Genomic DNA, 18,528 nt, shown 5'->3' on the forward strand with positions numbered 1-18,528 from the left:
GGGGTTCAAGCTGTGCGTAAACAGGTCATCGGCGTACTTGTCGCCGTGTTGGTGGGCGCGGGAACGCTCCCTGCGGCGGCGCAGGACGGCGCCGAGGTCGAGATCTTCTGGGACCGCAACCGTGACGGCGTGCGGCAGGACGACGAACCGCCGTATCGCCATGCGGGGTTCAGGGTCACCCAGCCGAACACCCAGGGCTATCCGGCGTACACCGACGACCACGGTGTGGCCAGGCTCGAGCCCGGCAGGTGGACGGTGATCTTCGACGACGAGAGGTTGCTGGTCACCACGACCGCGAGCGCGGTGGTCGACCCCGCAGAGGAGGACAGGCGGAAACTGCTGATCGGGGTGCACGGCGCGTCGATCTGCGGGACCGCCTGGCTCGACGAGAACGCCGACGGGCAGCGGCAGGACGGTGAGCGCCTGATCGGTGGGCACGAGATCCACATGGCACAACCCGGGCTTGTCGGGGGCGAGCGCAACGTGGTCACGGCCGACGACGGTTCGTACTGCTTCCTGGACGTGCCCGTCGGCGACTACCAGCTGACGTCCGCCGACCGCATGGGCGTCGACAAAACGACGTGGGGCGTCGCCCACTGGCGGTCCGATGACGCGGACGGTGACCAGGTGTCGAAGTTCGACGTGTCGGACGGCAAGTCCAAGACGTGGCACGTCGACACCCCGGTCACCGAGATCCGCGGGTTCGACACGGCGTTCGTCAAGACCTACGACAGGGACGGCCAGGCCCTGGAGATCACCGTCGTCAACTCCGACGGGTCGATCCACCCCCGCGAACTGCGGGTCGGTGAGCGGATCAAGGTCATCGGCCGATATCGGGTGTCAGGCACCGCTTACGACAGCTACAACGCGTCTCTCTTCCTCCCCGAAGGCTTGAGGGTCGTGGGAACCGAGGGCACACCGTCGAAGGTCGAGGACAGGCGAGTCGACGCCGGGTTTCCCGAACGCCGTGCTCCTGAGCAGGAGGAGCAGATCATCGTGGTCGCGGAGGTCGAGAAGGCTTTCGAGCACAGCGAGATCAGCCTCAGCAGCCTCGGCACGGACGCGAACACCCAGAACGACCGTGTCGCGGTGAAGATCCGGGCACTCGCGGTGGATCCTGCGCGACAGCCTGCGACCTGGCGGTGGGACCTGGTGCTCGGGCTCGTCGTTGCTCTGGTGCTGGTGACGGCGTTCGTGGTCTGGCGGCGGAAGGTCGTGAAGTGAGGGCGCTGCTACTGGCCGTGTTGGTCGTGATCACGTGCACGCCCGTCGCGTTCGCGCAGGAGGGTGCCCTGGTCACCGTCTTCTGGGACCGCGACGGCAACGGAGTCCGCGGCGAGGGTGAGCCCGCCTACAAGCGCCCGGAGATCGCGATCCGGGACGACGCGGGGTTCGACGCCGTGGTGCGCGGCGGGGAGGACGGCACGTACCGGCTTCCGCACGCCGGCCGGTGGCAGGTCAGCCACGACGAGGACCCGTTCGTCACCACCACGCCGACGGTCGTCCAGTCCGACGGCCAGGACGTCGTCTTCGGGATTCGTGGCGCTTCGATCTGCGGCACGGTGTGGCTGGACGCCAACACCGACGGCAAGGTCGACGAGGCCGAGAGCCGCATCGCGGGACACCGGATCGCCGTGGAGCACTACCAGTGGGCGGACCGGGAGGCGACGACGGCACCGGACGGCACCTACTGCCTGCAGGATCTCCCGTCGGGAGCGCTCACACTGCAGTCCGGCGATCGCGGCGGCATCGACGGGACCGCCTGGGGCTACACCGCGCCCGACAACCCCATCATCAAGACGTCGTCGAAGTTCGACTGGACGTCCGGCCGGACGCGGCCGGTCCTCATCGAGCCCGGTGCGGAGATCACCGGCTACGACTCGGCGTTCGTCCAGCCGAAGGGCATGGACGTGACTGCGCGAAGGGTCAGGATCGACAACGTCCGGTACGACGGCGTCCACGTCGGGATCGGCTCGATGTCATCTGCGAACACGAGGTGATGGGCAACGTCCCCGAAATGCACAGGGCCACCCTCACTTTGCCGGAGGGCCTGAAGATCCTGGAGACCCGGATCATTCGCGATGTTCCGGCGAAGGTGGACGGCCAACGTGTGGTGCGGGACAACCCCACGCACCTCGCGCCGCACGAGAAGTCGAACCTGATCGCGCATGTCGAGGTGGAGCGGGCGTTCGCCGGCGAGGAGATCACTTGCGAGGCCCTTCCGGGGCCTCTCGGCGACAGCACCGCAGAGAACAACGTGGCCAGGCTGGAAATCGGTGCGACCAGTGGGGTTGGGAGCGGCACGACGCCCATCTGGGGCGGTGTCCTCGCGGTACTGCTCGCGGGCGGGGGACTCTTCGTGGTGTGGCGGCGCCGGCGTCGCGCGTCACACCGCTGATCTTCACGCCGTGGACTCGCGCACGACCAATCGGCACGGCTGCCGCACGACACCGGTCGCCGGCCTGCCGTCGATCGCCGCGAACAGGTGCGTCACGGCGGTCGTGCCGAGCTGCTGGAGGTTGAGGTCGATCGTGGTCAGCGGCGGTTTGCAGTCCGCGGCGAAGATCTCCCAGTTGTCGTACCCGACGATCGCGACGTCGTCGGGTACGCGCCGGCCGAGGCCGGTGAGCGCCTGGGTGACGCCGCTCGCGATCTGGTCGTTGCCGCAGAAGATCGCGTCGACCTCGGGTGCGGTGGCGATCAGCAGGCGGGCGGCGTGCCGTCCCCAGCGTTGCGACCATTCGCCGTGCAGCGGCTGACCTCCGGCGAGTCGCAGGTCGTGTTCGGCCAGGACGGTGTGCACGGTGGCGGCGCGGTCGCGGGCGGCGCGGTAGGACTGCGGGCCGGTGATGTGGGCGATGTGCTTGCGGCGCAACGCGATCAGGTGCTCGATCGCCAGCCTGGCGCCACCCTCGTCGTCGGAGACCAGGCAGAGGTCGGCGGGGTTGGTCGACCGGCAGTACACGTACACCGCGGGCACAGGGATGTCCGCGGTCAGTGACGCGCGGACGTCGTTGCTGTCGCCCACGACGATGAACCCGTCGACCTGGCGGGCCAGCAGCGTGCGGATGTGGTGGTTGCGGCGGATCGCGTCGCCACGCGTGTCGCACAGCAGCACCGACATCTCCTGGTTCGACAGCGCGTTCTCGGCGCCGAGCAGGATCGGGATGGCGAAGCGGCCGTCGAACTCGTCGGTGAGCAGGCCGATCGCACGGGTGCGGCCGGCCACGAGGCCCTGCGCCAGGATGTTGGGCTGGAACGACAGCTCGGCCGCCGCCCGCAGCACCCGTGCCCTGGTGGCCGCGGCGACCTCGCCGCGGTCGTTGATCGCCTTGGACGCGGTGGCGATCGACACGCCCGCCCGCTTCGCCACGTCCCCCAGTGTCACCGTTTCCGACCGCCGTCTGCCCATCGAAAACCTTTCGAAAGCAATTCGACTGCACGTTCGACAATTCCTGCTCCTGATGGCGCATTGTCGAAATCGTTTTCGGGCTCCAGAGTGCGTTGTGTGGCACAGATGCGCAACACCCAGTCGATCCGCGGCCCGGTGGTCCCGTCCCGCGGACCGCTGCGTCCACTTGGGACGGACGAGGTGCGCATCACCGGTGGCTTCTGGGCGAAACGGCAACAGGTCAACGGCGAGGCGACGCTCGGCCACGCGCTGGCGTGGATGGACGAGCTCGGCTGGACCGGCAATTTCACCACCGTCGCGAACGGTGCCGGATCGCCGGTGCGGAAGGGCCGGGAGTTCTCCGACTCCGAGGTCTACAAAATCGTCGAGGCGATGTCGTGGGAACACGGCAGGTCCGCGAACGACGACCTCAACGCTCGGATCGATGCGCTCACGTCCACGTTCGCCGCGGCCCAGGCCGGCGACGGCTACCTCAGCACGGCGTTCGGCAGGGACTGGCAGCGGCCGCGCTACCACGACCTGGCCTGGGGCCACGAGCTCTACTGCGTCGGGCACCTGCTGCAGGCCGCGGTCGCCAGGACGAGGACAGCGGGCGACGGGCCGTTGCTGGACGTCGCCCGCCGCGCCGCCGACCACGTCTGCGAGGTCTTCGGGCCTGGCAGCACGGGCGTCTGCGGGCATCCGGAGATCGAGACCGCGCTGGTGGAACTCGCCCGGCTGACGGGGGAGCAGCGCTACCTGGACCAGGCGGCGCTGTTCGTCGACCGGCGTGGTCACCGCAGCCTGCCTGCGCACGAGTTCGGGTGGTCCTACTTCAGCGACGACGTCCCGGTGCGCAAAGCGACAGTCCTGCGCGGGCACGCGGTGCGTGCGCTGTACCTGGCGTGCGGTGCCGTGGACGTCGCGGTCGAGACCGGCGACGACGACCTGCTGGACGCGGTGGCGGCGCAGTTCGACCGGACGTGGGCGCGGCGCACGCACATCACCGGCGGCATGGGGTCACGGCACCAGGACGAGGCCTTCGGCGACGACTTCGTGTTGCCGGCGGACCGGGCGTACGCAGAGACGTGCGCCGGTGTGGCCACGGTGATGCTCGCGCAACGACTGCTGCTCGCCACCGGCGACAGCCGTTACGCCGGTATCACGGATCGCGTGCTGCACAACGTGATCGCGACGGCGATCGGCGACGACGGCCGGAGTTTCTTCTACGCCAACACGTTGCACCAGCGCACTCCGGCGCGGCCCAACGACGACGGCGAGCGGCTCGACGTCGGTGGCGGGCTGCGGGCGCCGTGGTTCGAGGTGTCGTGCTGCCTGCCCAACATCGCCCGGCTGCTGGCGAGCCTCTCGTCCTACCTCGTCACCGCCGACGACACAGGGCTGCGCCTGCACCAGTACGCCGACTGCGACGTCGAGACCCGGCTCGCCGACGGACGCCCTGTTGGCATCGAGGTGCGCACGTCGTACCCGGAGGGAGGAGACGTGGCCGTGCGGGTGACCAGGAGCGGCGCGCCCTGGTCGATCACCTTGCGCGTCCCCGACTGGGCGACCGGGGCGGTGCTCGACGTGGATCACCAGCGCCACCCGGTCGCACCAGGAGACGTCGTCCTGACCAGGGAGTGGGCCGTGGGCCAGGAGATCCGGCTGGAACTGCCGATGCGGCCGAGGTTCATCCGGCCGGACCCGCGCATCGACGCCGTGCGCGGTTGCGTCGCCGTCGAACGCGGGCCGCTCGTGTTGTGCGCTGAGTCGTTGGGAGAGAACGACCTCGACGCGCTGCGGGTCTGCACCGGGCACGATCCGGAGCAGACAGGTGACGGCGCGGTGGTGCGGGCGCGGTTCGACGCCGCGCTGGACTCCTCGTGGCCGTACGGCGAACCGTCGGCCAGACCCGGCACTCCCGTCCCGCTGCACCTCACGCCCTACCACCGCTGGGCCCGCCGTGGCCCGTCCACCATGCGGGTCTGGCTTCCCACTGCCTGACCACATCCTGCCTGGCCACCACGTCTCAAAGGAGAGACCGTGAAAGCGAAGCTCGCGGCAGTCGCGCTGCTGCTGGCCACCGCGGCGTGCGGTGCGGACGAACCCGGCGCCGCCGACGACGGCGCGACCCTCACTCTGTGGACCCGCGCGGCGACCGAGGCGGTGTCCAAGGCCTACGCCGACGCCTACAACGCCTCCCACCGCAACAAGATCGAGGTCACCGCGTACCCCAACGAGGAATACCCGGCGAAGCTCGCCTCGGCCGCGGGCGCGAAGTCGTTGCCGGACCTCTTCGCCTCGGACGTGGTGTTCGCACCGCAGTACGCAGCGCAGGGCCTGTGGGCCGACGTCTCCGACCAGTTCAAGTCCTTGCCGTTCAAGGACTCCGTAGCCCCCTCCCACGTCCGTGCGGGCACGTGGGAGGGCCGCAACTTCGCGGTGCCGCACACGATCGACTTGTCGGTGCTGCTGTACAACAAGGACCTCTACGTCAAGGCCGGTCTCGATCCCGAGAAACCGCCGCGCACGCTGCGCGAGTTCGCCGAGCACGCCCGCAAGATCGACCAGCTCGGCGGGGACGTCAACGGCACGTACTTCGGCGGGAACTGCGGCGGGTGCGTGGAGTTCACGCTGTGGCCGTCGGTGTGGGCCGCGGGCGGTGAGGTGCTGGAGGCCGACGGTCGCAGCGCACGGGTCGACTCCCGCGAGATGGCCGAGGTGTTCGCCCTGTACCGCGACCTGTACGACCAGGGCGTCGCGTCGCCCGCGTCCAAGGGTGAGGCGGGCCCGACGTGGCTCGGCGCGTTGCAGGGCGGGAAGGTCGGCATCGCCCCTGGGCCGTCGGTGTGGCTCGACGCCATCGAGGCCAAGGGCGTCAAGACCGGCATAGCGCCGATCCCCGGGATCAACGGCGGCGAGTCCACGTTCGTCGGCGGTGACGCGATCGGCATCGGCGCCACGAGCGGGAAGACCCAGCAGGCGTGGGACTTCCTGGCATGGACGATGTCGGACGAGGCCCAGGTCGAGGTGATCGCGAAACGCAAGGGCGTGCCGGTCCGCACCGACCTCGCCGCCAACAAGCACTCCTCGGCCGATCCACGGCTCGTCACGGTGAACGGGTTGGTGGCCAAGGGAAAGACGCCGTACGCCCGCAACTTCAACGCCACGTTCAACGACCCGCAGGGGCCGTGGCTGACCACCGTTCGCGGCGCGCTGTTCGGCGACGCCACCGCTTCGCTCATGGCGGGCAACGAGGCGATCACCAAGTCGCTGCGGCAGGAGTGAGCCGTGCGCAGGCGAGCGGTGTCCGGAGCCCTCTACGCCACACCCGCGGCGGTGCTGGTGGGGCTGTTCTTCGTGGTTCCGCTGCTGCTCGTCGTCTGGATGTCGCTGCACCGCTGGCCGTTGCTCGGCAAACCGAGGTTCAACGCCCCGGACAACTACACCGCCGTCGCGGATCACGCGTTGCTGAGCTCGGCGGCCTGGTTCACCGTCAGGTACACGGTGCTGATCACCCTGTTGCTGTTCGTCGTCGCGTTCGGGCTCGCGTTGCTGGTGCAGAACCGCAGGCCGGGGGTCGGGTTCTTCCGCACCGCGTTCTTCCTGCCGATGGCGGTCGGGTTCGCCAGCGCCTCGCTGCTGTTCCTCGGCCTGTTGAGCGAGGAGATCGGCCCGGTTCCGCTGACCGGGGACAGCCCGGCGCTGGGATCGGCCGTGCTGCTGGTGCTGTGGCGGTTCGCGGGCTTCAACATGCTGATCCTGCTGACGGGTCTGCAGGCCATCCCCGTCGACGTCTACGAGGCCGCGCGGATCGACGGCGCGACCCGCTGGCAGATGTTCCGGCGGATCACCGTGCCGTTGATGCGTCCGACGATCGCGCTGGTGCTCACGATGATGATCACCGGGTCACTGCTCGCGTTCGACCAGTTCTGGATCCTCACCAGGGGAGGCCCTGACAACAGCACCACGTCGCTGGTGATGGTGATCTACCGGGAGGCGTTCGTCCGGCTGGACCTCGGGTCGGCGGCGGGGATCTCGGTGGTGTTGCTGGTGCTGCTGGCCGTGGTCAGCTCGGTCCAGCTCGCCGTCCTGCGCAGGCGGTCGGCATGAGCAGATGGAGCTACTACGTCACCGGGACCGCGCTCGCGATCCTGTTCCTGTTCCCGCTGGTGTGGAGCGGATGGGCGTCGGTGCGCACGGACACCGGGTTCGGTGCGGAGAACTACGCGCGGCTCTTCAGCTCCGCCAACGGGATCCGTGCGGTGCACGTGCTCAACAGTCTCATCGTCAGCGCGCTGACCGTGACCGGCACGCTGATCGTGGCGACGCTCGCGGGTTATGCGTTCGGCCGGTTCCGCTTTCCCGGCCGTGACGTGCTCTTCCTGCTGACGCTCGCGATCCTGATGGTCCCGTACGCCACGATCCTGATCGCGCTGTACGTGCTGCTCGGCTGGCTGGGGCTGCAGGACTCGCTGGTCGGCCTCAGCCTCGTGCTGATCGTCTTCCAGCTGCCGTTCTCGGTCTTCATGATGCGCAACAGCTTCGAGGCCGTGCCGATCGAACTGGAGGAGTCCGCGCGCGTCGACGGGTGCTCGAGCTTCGGCACGCTGGTGCGGATCATGCTGCCCGCCGTGCGGCCCGGTCTGGTCACCGTGGGGCTGTTCGCGTTTCTCACGTCGTGGAGCGAGTTCTTCGCCCCGTTGATCCTGCTCAACTCCACCGGCAAGTTCACCGCGATCCTGGCCGTGGTCAACATGCGCACCGCGAGCCACGGCTCGATCGACTACGCGGCGCTGGAGGCGGGCGTCGTGTTCATGGCGGTGCCCTGCCTGGTGCTCTTCGCGTTCATGCAACGCAGCTACGTCCGAGGGTTCACCTCGGGTGCCCTGAAAGGCTGAGGAGGTCGGCATGACCCGATTGTGGAAAGGATTCGTGGCCGCGCTTTTCGCGGCGGTGATGACGGCGAGCGTGGCGTCTCCGGCGAGAGCGGACCACGGATGGACACCGCCGGCGAACCTGGTGACCCCGCTGAACCAGGTGTGGCAGCACGTGGAGAGCACCTACGGGAACCTCTACGGCTTCCGCAACTACGGATGGGACCAGATCTTCACCAACGGCGGCTACCTGAACTTCTGCGTGCGCTGGGACTCCCCGGCGTCGGTGACCGCGGCCCAGCGCGACGCGATCCACGCCCAGCTCGCCCGCCAGTACAAGAAGTGGATGGACGCGATGGCGGGCCACAACCACTTCCCGTACGCGTCCGTGCCGATCAAGGTCGTCGGCTGGGCGGTGCGCGACCGCAACCAGTTGCAGTGGAACGACAACTCGGTCGACATCTACGTCAATGACATCCGCGAGAACGCGCCGCAGTGCTCGGAAGGCTGCGGAAGGTTCTTCAACCGCAACGGCACCTATCCGCGTTGTCCAGGTGGCATCGCGCGGCACTACGACCAGTCGCTCTGGCTGACGGCGGGCTTCGGCGGCGGGCATGGCGGTGACTGGGGCCAGCGGATGGGCAGCGAGTACTTCATGGGCCAGCTCAACGCTTCCGATGTGACGATCCTGCTGCACGAGATAGGCCACACCTTCGGCCTGGACGACTTCTACGACTGGACGCCCAGCGGAGTCGACAGGTTCATCATGAAGGCGGGCAGCTCCGCGGTGATCACCGAGTTCGACAGGTGGATGCTGCGCGACTTCTGGCGGCACCTGAAGAACCGTTACGGGTTCTAGTGATGAACCTCCCTTCTCGACGCACTGTGTTGCGTGCGGGCGCGTTCGCCGCTGCGGCGGCGGCGCTGCCCGCACGCGCGCTCGCCGCGGCACGTCCCGACATCGGGGTGTCTGCCGAGCTGTTCCCGCTCGGTTCGGTGTCCCTGCTGCCCGGTCCGTTCCGCGACAACACCCTCCGCACCCACACCTACCTCAAGTTCCTCGACCCCGAACGCCTGCTGCACACGTTCCGGCTCAACGTCGGGCTGAACTCCACCGCCGTCCCTTGTGGAGGATGGGAGTCGCCCTCGACCGAACTGCGCGGGCACTCCACCGGGCACGTGCTCACAGCGCTGGCCCAGGCGTACGCGAGCACCGGCGACACCGCGTTCAGGACCAAGGGCGACCACCTCGTCGCCCAACTGGCGATCTGCCAGGACCGGGCCGCGACGGCGGGCTTCACCACCGGCTACCTCTCGGCGTTCCCGGAGAGCTTCATCGCCAGAGTCGAGACCGGCCAGCAGGTGTGGGCGCCCTACTACACCCTGCACAAGATCCTCGCCGGGCTGCTGGACATGCACCTGCTGGCGGGCAACGCCCAGGCGCTCACCGTGCTGACCCGCATGGCGGCCTGGGCGGGGGCGCGCAACGGAAGGCTGACCTACGCCCAACGCCAGAGCATGCTGCGCACGGAGTTCGGCGGCATGAACGAGGTGCTCGCCAACCTCTACCAGCTCAGCGGCGACCAGGCGCACCTCACCACGGCCCAGTACTTCGACCACGCGGAGATCTTCGACCCGCTGGCGCAGAACCGCGACGCGTTGAACGGCTACCACGCCAACACGCAGATCCCGAAGGCGATCGGGGCGATCCGCGAGTACCACGCCACGGGCACGACCAGGTACCGCGACATCGCCGGCAATTTCTGGGAGTTCGTCGTCGGCGCGCACAGCTATGCGATCGGTGGCAACTCGAACGGCGAGTACTTCAAGGCACCGGGCCGGATCGCGTCCGAACTGTCGGACAACACCTGCGAGTCCTGCAACTCCTACAACATGCTGAAGCTCACCGCGCAGTTGTTCCGCACCAACCCTGGTGACGCGCGGTACTTCGACTTCTACGAGAAGACGCTCTACAACCATCTGCTGGGCGCCCAGAACCCGAACTCCAGCCACGGCCACCACAGCTACTACACGCCGTTGCGGCCCGGTGGCATCCGCACGTACAGCAACGACTACAACGACTTCACCTGCTGTCACGGCACCGGCATGGAGACCAACACCTGCCACACGGGCCGCATCTACGCCCACTCCGGCACGGCGCTGTATGTCAACCTGTTCATCGCCTCAACTGTGAACTGGCGTGGTTTCACCGTGCGACAAGACACCTCGTTCCCGGAGACCGCGGCCACGAAGCTGACGATCACCGGCTCCGGTACGTTCGAGCTGCGTGTGCGCGTCCCCACTTGGGCCACGGGGGCGCAGATCCGCGTCAACGGAACACCGCAGGCGTCGGTCACGCCGGGTTCGTACGCCCGGATCAACCGAACCTGGTCGAGCGGTGACGTCGTGGAGATCAGTCTGCCGATGGCGTTGCACCGCGAGTCCACACCGGACAACCGCGCGGTGCAGGCGGTCCGCCACGGGCCGATCGTGCTGGCCGGTGCGTACGGCACGAACAACCTGCAGTCGATGCCCGTGCTGCAACCGTCGTCCATTCAGCCCACCTCGACGCCGTTGCAGTACACGGCTTCCGCGAGCACCGGCCTGGTGACGTTGTTGCCGTTCTACAAGATCTACGGGCAGCGCTACACCGTCTACTGGACCGTCGCCTCAGAGCCGCCACCGTTCATCGCCCATTATCCGTTCGACGGCAACGCGAACGACGCCACGGGCAACGGCCTGACCGCCACGCTCGCGGGCGGTGCGGCGTGGACGACCGGCCGGAGCGGGGGAGCGGTCGACCTGTCCGGTTCCGGCGCGCACGTCGTGTTGCCCTCGGGGCTGCTCGCCGGCGCGATGGCGTTCACCGTGGCGACCTGGGTGCGGCTGGACACCGTGACGACCTGGTCGCGGGTGTTCGACTTCGGGTCCGGCACGGGGGCCTACGCCTTCCTGACCCCGCGCAGTTCGGCGGGCGGCACCCGGTTCGCGATCACCACCAACGGTGCCGGCGCGGAGCAGCAGATCAACGCACCGGCGGCGCTTCCGCAGGGCGTGTGGACACACGTTGCCGTGACGCAGAACGGTGACCTCGGTGTCCTGTACGTCAACGGTCTTGAGGTCGCCCGCAACTCGGCACTCACGTTGCGGGCCGGCAGCACCACGCAGAACTGGATCGGCCGCTCCCAGTACGCGAACGACCCGAATCTCGACGGCGCCGTGGACTCCTTCCGGGTCTACGGCCGCGCCCTCACCGCCGCAGAGGTCGCGAACCTCCACTCCACCGGTACATAAGGAGAATCGATGCGCGCCACCCTGCTGGGCGCCGCAATCGCACTCGTAGCGGGCGTGGCCGTGGCCATGCCCGCGAGCGCGGCGAACCCGATCATCACCTCGGTCTACACCGCCGACCCGGCGCCGCTGGTCGTCGGCAACACCATGTACGTCTACGCCGGACGGGACGAAGCCGCGTCCGGCCAGCAGAACTTCCTCATGCGCGAGTGGCGCGTGCTGTCGTCGACCGACGCCGCCTCCTGGACCGACCACGGTGCCAAGGCGAACATCGGCACGTTCCGCTGGGTCGGCGCGGACGCCTGGGCCAGTGAGGTCGAGCCCCGCAACGGCAAGTACTACTGGTACACCTCGGTCAACGGCAACGGCCCCGGCTGGATGGACATAGGTGTGGCGGTGGGCGACAGCCCGCTCGGGCCGTTCGCCGACGCCAAGGGCGGCCCGCTCATCAGCGACAGCACGCCGAACTCGTCCGGGCTCAACATCGACCCGACGGTCTTCACCGACGACGACGGCCAGGCCTACCTGTACTGGGGCAGCTACTGGGGTGCGCGGGCGGCGAAGCTCAAGCCGAACATGATCGAACTGGACGGACCCGTCGTGACGCCTCAAGGCCTCGCGAACTTCTGGGAAGCGCCGTTCATGTTCAAGCGCAACGGCCTCTACTACATGATCTACGCGGCCAACGACACGAACGGCTGCGTCACGTCGTCGAGCTACGCCTGCCAGCGCTACGCCACCGCCACCAGCCCGATGGGGCCGTGGACGCACCGCGGCGTGGTTCTCGGCCAGGTCTCGTCGACGACGAACCACGCGGGTGTCGTGCAGTTCAACGGCCAGTGGTACATGGTCTACCACAACGCCCAGGCACCCGGCGGCGGCAACTTCCGCCGATCCGTGGCCGTGGACCTGTTGCACTTCAACGCAGACGGCACCATGCAGCGGGTAGTCCAGACGGTTGCCGGTCCGCCGCCGAATCCAGGTGGCAGTGGCAACGTCGCTTTGACCGCCACCGCGAGCACGTCGTACGTGTCGCCGTGGGAGAACCTCGCCGCGGTCAACAACGGCGCTACACCAACGAGTTCGGCGGACCGCTCGAACCTCGTCTACGGCAACTGGCCGGAGCAGGGCACGCAGTGGCTCGAGTACACCTGGCCGTCCGCGAGATCGATCAACCGCACGGCCGTCTACTGGTTCGACGACGACCAGGGCATCGACCTGCCCGCCTCGTGCCGCTTGCAGTACTGGACCGGCAGCGCCTACGCCGACCTGCCCGGCCAGTTCGCGACAGCGGCGAACACGTTCAACACCATCACGTTCCCCACCGTGTCCACGACCCGGTTGCGGTTGAACATCACCGCGAAGACCGGCCTCTCGACGGGAGTCCTGGAATGGCAAGCCTTCGCCGCCTGACGGCACCCGCGCTGGCCGTGGTGCTGGTCGCCGCCGGACTCGGTCCCGCGTCGGCCGCGCAGACCATCGGTTATCCGGCGTTCACCGGCCCGTCCATCCCCGCCCCTCCTGCGGGTTACAGCACCGGCAGCACCATGCGTGCCATCTACGACGCGGAGAGCGCCGGTACCGACTTCTGGATGGACCGGCTGCTCGCTCGCCCTGGCAATGACCCGGCCGGCAACTTCCTGATGACGCGCGGCCGCGGGTTGTTCATGTACACCCACAACCCCGGCGTGATCGGGTTCGGCGGCAGATCCGCCTACTGGGACGACATCAGCGGCCAGAACGCCTACTCGATCGCCGTGTCGCCCGGCTCGTTCACCGAGCAGGTGAGCAGCAGGGTGCAGAAACCGAGCCACTACCGGGGCGTCTTCACCAGCGGCTCGATCCGGGTCGAGATGACGAAGTTCATCACCCACAACAACGTGGCTGTGACGAACCTGGCGCTCGTGAACACCGGCGGCTCGCCGTCGACGCTGCAGCTGCGCGCCACCTCGCCGTACGCGACCACCGCGAGCGGGAGCGAGCTGACCGGCAGCCGGCCGGTGAAGAACAACCTCACCACGATCAGGCCGCGCCTGGCGGGTGACGGCTTCAGCGTGGGCAACGGCGGCCTGGACCGCGCGATCACCGTGGGCGCCGGCCAGACCGTCACGACCAAGGTGGTCATGGGCTTCCCGACCACCGAGATCCCGGAGTCGTCGACCGAGTACCAGTCGTACCGCGGCTACTCGCCTTCGACGGCGTTCGCCACCCACGTGCAGGCGTACAACCGTTGGTGGGCCGACAACATCCCGTACATCGACGTGCCCGACGCCGCGATCAAGAAGAACATCTACTACCGGTGGTGGCTGATGCGCTTCAACCACCTCGACGTCGACATCCCCGGCCAGGACTACCAGTTCCCGACCTCGATCGAGGGCGTCACCGGCTACAACAACGCGATCGTGCTGACCCAGCCGATGCACATCGACGACCTCAAGTACCTGCGCGATCCCGTCTACTCCTACGGACCATGGCTCTCGATCGGCCAGACGTCGCGCGGCGGCCGTTTCATGGACAACCCCGGCGACCCGGAGAACTGGTCCAACTCCTACACCCAGTACGTCTCCGAAGCCGCGTGGCGCAGCTACCAGGTCCACGGCGGCCAGCCCTCCATCGCGGCGCTGCTGGCCCGTTACGCGGAAGGCGATGCCAAGGGCCAACTGTCCTATTACGACACGAACAACAACGGTGTGATCGAGTACGACTGGGGTGCCCTCACCGGCAATGATGCCGACGCGGTGTCGTTCGACTGGCGTCCGGGCCGCCTCGACCGTGCGGAGACCGCCTACGTGTGGAGCGGAGCCGTTGCCGCTCAACAGGCCTACACGCTGGCCGGCAACACCGCGAAGGCCGCCGAGATGCAGGCGCTCGCCGACCGCATCCGTTCCGGCGTGATCAACACCTTGTGGAACCCGTCCCGGCAACTGCTCGAACACAAGCACGTCGCCACCAACGCGCACGTCCCGTGGAAGGAGATCAACAATTACTACCCGTTCTCGGTCGGCCTGATGCCGAACACCGACCAGTACAAGCAGGCGCTGCGACTCTTCGCCCAGCCGTCCGAGTACCCGGTGTTCCCCTTCTACACCGCGAACCAGAAGGACAAGGCGGAGGCGGCCGCGGCCGGTCACCCCGGCTCCAACAACTTCTCCACAATCAACTCGACCGTGCAGTTCCGCCTGTACTCGTCGGTGCTGCGCAACTACCCGAACCAGTGGATGACCGCGGAGGACTACAAGAAGCTGCTGTACTGGAACGCCTGGGCGCAGTACATCGGCGGCAACACCCAATGGCCCGACGCCAACGAGTTCTGGGCCGACTGGAACGGCAGCACGATCCAGTACCGCTCGTGGATCCACCACAACATCCTCGGCAGCAGCAACTGGACCGTCATCGAGGACGCCGCCGGCCTGCGTCCGCGTGCCGACGGCCTGATCGAGCTCTCACCGATCAACATCGGCTGGTCGCACTTCGCCGTCAACAACGTGCGCCACCGCAACGCCGACCTGAGCGTCGTGTGGGACGACCCGTCCGACGGAGTGACCCGCTACAACGGCGTCCCGCAGGGATATTCGGTCTATCTCAACGGAACCCGCGCCTTCACCGTGGACCGGCTCACCCGCGTGCTCTACGACCCGGCCACCGGATCCGTCACCCTGCCGTCCGGCGGCTCCGTGGTGCACCAAACCTCTGTGCCCGGCGTGCGCGCGCCACGTGACGTCGTTCAGAACAGCGCCCGCGTGGTCGACGTGTTCGCCAAGGCAGGCGTCGACCTGACCTCCACCCGCCCGAACCTGGCCCAGGGCGCGTCGGCGTCCTACACGGCGCCCGGTACCTCGGTCGCCGCCGCGGTGGACGGCTTCCCGATCAACGAACCGATCTGGGGCACCGCCGGCTCACCCAACGCGACTGACTGGTACGAACTGAACTTCGGTCAGCAGCGCCCGGTCGGCGAGGTCCGGCTGTACTTCCGCGACGACCGCGCGGGCAACCGCTACCGGGCGCCGTCGTCGTACCAGGTCCAGTACTGGAACGGCAGCGGATGGGCCGACGTGGCAGGGCAGACCAGAACACCGGCCTCGCCTCGCGCCAACTACAACCTCGTCAAGTTCACCCCTGTGAGCACCCAACGGCTGCGGGTGCTCATGACCCATGCCGGCGGGTTCCGCACCGGTCTCACGGAGATCAAGGCCCATTGACGTGATGGACGACAGTCGTCCTCGGATCGGCTGTCGTTACATCACCCGTTTGGGGTGTCCATCGATTCGGCGAATGCCACGGAGACCTTCGACCCTAGCGACGCGCGCCATTCCCGGATCACGCTCATTTGTCGTCAATGCGTGATGGGGAGGGACGATGACGCCACCCACCGAACCCGGCGGCGAAGTGACCGGCAGCGGCCAGTTCCGCGTCGGCGCCGAACCGCGGACCGGCCTGATCAGGACGCAGACCGAAGGCGTGAAGGCCGTCCAGTACACCATGGTCGACGGTGAGCCGATGGTCGAAGGCGACATCGTGCTCGACCTGGTGCAGGAAGGCGATGTCGAACCGGCGGGCGTGATCCTCCCTGGTCAGCAGTTTCGCTGGCCAGGTGGGCGGGTCCCCTTCGAGATCGACCCGAACCTGCCGGACCAGGCCCGCGTGCACAACGCCGTCGCACACTGGGAACGCAACACCCGCATTCGGCTGGTCCCTCGCAACGCCACGAATCCCGATCACCGGAACTTCATTCGCTTTCGGCCGGGTGGTGGGTGCAGTTCTCCGATCGGCATGCGCGGAGACCAGCAGAACATCACGCTCGCGGCCGGCTGTGAGACCGGGGCGACGATTCATGAAATCGGGCACAGCGTCGGCCTCTGGCACGAGCAGAGCCGAGAGGACCGCAACAATTTCGTGACGATCCACTGGACGAACATCCAGCAGCAGAATGCGCACAACTTCAACCAGCACATCACCGACGGCGATGACGTCGGCCCGTACGACTACCACTCGATCATGCACTATCCGCGCTGGGCGTTCGCGATCGACACCACCCGCGACACGATCACGCCACGGCAGAACGTCGAGATCGGCCAGCGGGAGGGGCTCAGTCCCGGCGACTGCGCGGCGGTGCGGTTCATGTACCGCGGCCTGGAGCCCGCCGCGGTGTTCCGCGGTGTGCAGTTCACCGGATCGGTACCCGCGGGCGTGACCAAGCGCTGGTTCACCCACAGCTGGCCCGCGCACTGGTACGTGCTGTGGACGGTCGTGCCCACCGCGCCCGCCGTGGACGGCCCCGCCCAGATCGAGTGGACCGTGCAGGTCACCCGCCAGTCCGGTGGGTTGCTCAAGTACTTCCTCGCCATCAGGAACCTGACCGGGGGACAGGTCGAGATCGAAGCCCGCTACGACGTGCTCGGCTGGTCGCCGGACGCACTCTGAAGGGAGACCGGCATGAGTGCCGACCTCGACGGCGGAGCCGCACCCGCCTCGCTGAACGAGCTGATGGTCGTCGACACGCTCGCCGCACCGGCTCACGACGGTGGAGCCGCGCCGCTGAACGACGCCGACGTCGCCGAGACACCCGGCTCGGCGGAGGCGGCGGACCTGGCGGAGGCCGAGGACGCGGGGCGCCGCGCCCGGCCAGGAAGACTGAAGGGGGAGATCCCGATGAGGCTTGGTGTGCAGTTCCGCGGACAGGTGCCGGGAGGAACGTCTCAGCGCTGGTTCACCCACAGCTGGCCGGAGAGCTGGCGGGTCGTGTGGATGGTGGTGCCGACCTGGCCGATGGTCGACGGCGCCGCGCAGATCGAGTGGAAGGTGCAGGTCGACCGCCAGGCAGCCGGCTTGATCAAGTACTTCATCGAGGTCCGCAACCTCACCGGTGGCCCTGTCGACATCGAAGCCCGGTTCGCCGTGCTGAACTGAACGGGTGCGCATCACCGGAGTCGTGCTGATCCCCGCGGGCACGCCCGCGTTCGGCCGGGCGGTCGTGCGGGTGCGCCTGCTCGACGTCTCGCTGGCCGACGCGCCCGCGGTCACGAAAGCCGAGTACAGCCGGGAGATCTTCCGCGGTGACACCGGCGAGCAGCGCGTGCCGTTCCACCTCGATGTCCACGGTGTGCGAGAAGAGCTGAACGTCGCCGCCCACGTCGACCTGCACCGCGAGAACCGGGTCCGCCCCGGTGACCTGGTCAGCACGACCGCCGTACCGCCATCGCCCGGCATGGTCGTGCCGGTCGAGGTCGTGTAGCCGGGCCGCGGCGCTCCGCTCGGGTGCGCGCCGCGACCCGTGCTCAGATCACGAGTGCGGGCAGGTGTCCCGGTACTCCTCGATCAGGGTGCTGGGGCGCGGCGCCGGGCAGAGGAACTGCTCGTAGCGGGTGTCGTTGTCGATGAACCGCTTGAGCCAGGAGATGCTGTACTTCGCGATCGTCGTGTTGGCCGAGTTCGGCGCGAAGTGATTGGCGTTGTTGAGCTCCAGGTACGCCTTGTCCACTGTGGACGGTAGCGTCGTGTAGAACGGCTCGGAGTGCGACGCGACCGGCGCGACGGAGTCGTTCTCGGCACCGATCACCATCGTCGGCACCTGCACCGACGGCCAGCTCTTCGTGGTGTGCCACGGCGTCAGCGGGATCGCGGCCTGGAGCGCAGGGCGCTGGACGGCCGCGCGCAGGCTGCCGCCACCACCCATCGAGTGACCCATGACGCCCAACCGCGTGGCGTCGACCCGCGACCGCACGCTGCTCTGCTGGGTCAGGTGGTCCAAGGCCGCGAGCAGCTGGGTCGCGCGGCTGTCGGGCGGGTCCCAGGTCGAGAGAGTGTCGATCACGAACACCACGAAGCCCTGGGACGCGAGGCGCGGGCCCAGCCACGCGACGGCGGACTGCGTGCCGAGGAAACCGGGCGAGATGGCGACCGCGCCGAACGTGCCGGAAGCGGTGCTCGTCGGGTAGTAGATCGTGCCGCCGCCGAAGCCTGCGACCGGCG

At 68.2% G+C, this 18,528-nt stretch carries 16 protein-coding genes; 14 read left to right on the plus strand and 2 right to left on the minus strand.

The features are described 5' to 3' along the window. Positions 1-12: 12 nt before the first annotated feature. The 3 genes from FXN61_RS22850 to FXN61_RS22860 are packed head-to-tail and all read left to right on the plus strand — an operon-like array spanning position 13 to position 2,398. On the plus strand, positions 13-1,224 hold the full coding sequence (locus tag FXN61_RS22850) for an SdrD B-like domain-containing protein (RefSeq protein WP_167976084.1): 1,212 nt from the start codon (positions 13-15) through the stop codon (positions 1,222-1,224). Continuing rightward, positions 1,221-2,000 (plus strand): hypothetical protein, encoded by a 780-nt coding sequence (locus tag FXN61_RS22855; RefSeq protein ID WP_167976085.1) that lies wholly within the window; start codon positions 1,221-1,223, stop codon positions 1,998-2,000. Before FXN61_RS22850 ends, FXN61_RS22855 begins: the two co-directional genes overlap by 4 nt. A 17-nt stretch (positions 2,001-2,017) precedes the next feature. Further along, positions 2,018-2,398, plus strand: a complete 381-nt coding sequence (locus FXN61_RS22860) for an LPXTG cell wall anchor domain-containing protein (protein WP_167976086.1) — start codon at positions 2,018-2,020, stop codon at positions 2,396-2,398. 3 nt (positions 2,399-2,401) lie between these two features. Here FXN61_RS22860 and FXN61_RS22865 read toward each other — a convergent pair whose 3' ends face one another. Further along, positions 2,402-3,373 carry a LacI family DNA-binding transcriptional regulator gene (locus FXN61_RS22865; RefSeq protein ID WP_312877928.1) on the minus strand — a complete coding sequence of 324 codons (972 nt, stop codon included), beginning with the start codon at positions 3,371-3,373 and terminating at the stop codon, positions 2,402-2,404. A 144-nt stretch (positions 3,374-3,517) separates the two neighbouring features. On the opposite strand from FXN61_RS22865, the gene FXN61_RS22870 reads away from it, so the two are divergent. The 11 genes from FXN61_RS22870 (at position 3,518) to FXN61_RS22920 (ending at position 17,791) form a co-directional block, all read left to right on the plus strand. After that, on the plus strand, positions 3,518-5,395 hold the full coding sequence (locus FXN61_RS22870; RefSeq protein ID WP_167976099.1) for a glycoside hydrolase family 127 protein: 1,878 nt from the start codon (positions 3,518-3,520) through the stop codon (positions 5,393-5,395). A 39-nt stretch (positions 5,396-5,434) separates the two neighbouring features. Continuing rightward, positions 5,435-6,679 carry an ABC transporter substrate-binding protein gene (locus tag FXN61_RS22875; RefSeq protein WP_167976088.1) on the plus strand — a complete coding sequence of 415 codons (1,245 nt, stop codon included), beginning with the start codon at positions 5,435-5,437 and terminating at the stop codon, positions 6,677-6,679. Positions 6,680-6,682: 3 nt separating this feature from the next. Beyond that, the gene (locus FXN61_RS52460) at positions 6,683-7,504 is read left to right on the plus strand and encodes a carbohydrate ABC transporter permease (protein WP_223165553.1); all 822 of its coding nucleotides are present in this window, start codon (positions 6,683-6,685) and stop codon (positions 7,502-7,504) included. Further along, positions 7,501-8,292, plus strand: coding sequence for a carbohydrate ABC transporter permease (locus tag FXN61_RS22885; RefSeq protein ID WP_167976089.1), 792 nt, complete (start codon positions 7,501-7,503; stop codon positions 8,290-8,292). The genes FXN61_RS52460 and FXN61_RS22885 overlap by 4 nt, the downstream gene beginning before the upstream one ends. A gap of 10 nt (positions 8,293-8,302) precedes the next feature. Further along, positions 8,303-9,127 carry a hypothetical protein gene (locus tag FXN61_RS22890; protein WP_167976090.1) on the plus strand — a complete coding sequence of 275 codons (825 nt, stop codon included), beginning with the start codon at positions 8,303-8,305 and terminating at the stop codon, positions 9,125-9,127. A 2-nt stretch (positions 9,128-9,129) separates the two neighbouring features. Beyond that, positions 9,130-11,562 carry a glycoside hydrolase family 127 protein gene (locus FXN61_RS22895; protein ID WP_188135375.1) on the plus strand — a complete coding sequence of 811 codons (2,433 nt, stop codon included), beginning with the start codon at positions 9,130-9,132 and terminating at the stop codon, positions 11,560-11,562. Positions 11,563-11,571: 9 nt separating this feature from the next. Next, positions 11,572-12,972, plus strand: a complete 1,401-nt coding sequence (locus tag FXN61_RS22900; protein ID WP_167976092.1) for a glycoside hydrolase family 43 protein — start codon at positions 11,572-11,574, stop codon at positions 12,970-12,972. Continuing rightward, complete coding sequence (locus FXN61_RS22905; protein ID WP_167976093.1) at positions 12,951-15,758, plus strand: discoidin domain-containing protein; 2,808 nt, start codon at positions 12,951-12,953, stop codon at positions 15,756-15,758. Before FXN61_RS22900 ends, FXN61_RS22905 begins: the two co-directional genes overlap by 22 nt. 157 nt (positions 15,759-15,915) lie before the next feature. Continuing rightward, positions 15,916-16,980 carry a M12 family metallopeptidase gene (locus FXN61_RS22910; RefSeq protein ID WP_167976094.1) on the plus strand — a complete coding sequence of 355 codons (1,065 nt, stop codon included), beginning with the start codon at positions 15,916-15,918 and terminating at the stop codon, positions 16,978-16,980. Between the two features lie 12 nt (positions 16,981-16,992). Next, positions 16,993-17,466: a hypothetical protein gene (locus FXN61_RS50820; protein ID WP_223165554.1), complete on the plus strand. Its 474-nt coding sequence runs from the start codon at positions 16,993-16,995 to the stop codon at positions 17,464-17,466. A 4-nt stretch (positions 17,467-17,470) separates the two neighbouring features. After that, complete coding sequence (locus FXN61_RS22920) at positions 17,471-17,791, plus strand: YbaY family lipoprotein (RefSeq protein WP_167976095.1); 321 nt, start codon at positions 17,471-17,473, stop codon at positions 17,789-17,791. Positions 17,792-17,839: 48 nt separating this feature from the next. Here FXN61_RS22920 and FXN61_RS22925 read toward each other — a convergent pair. After that, positions 17,840-18,528: poly(ethylene terephthalate) hydrolase family protein (locus FXN61_RS22925; protein ID WP_167976096.1), on the minus strand; the 689-nt coding region annotated here is incomplete at its 5' end.

The sequence above is a fragment of the Lentzea indica genome (assembly GCF_012184385.1).
Lineage (GTDB): Bacteria > Actinomycetota > Actinomycetes > Mycobacteriales > Pseudonocardiaceae > Lentzea > Lentzea indica.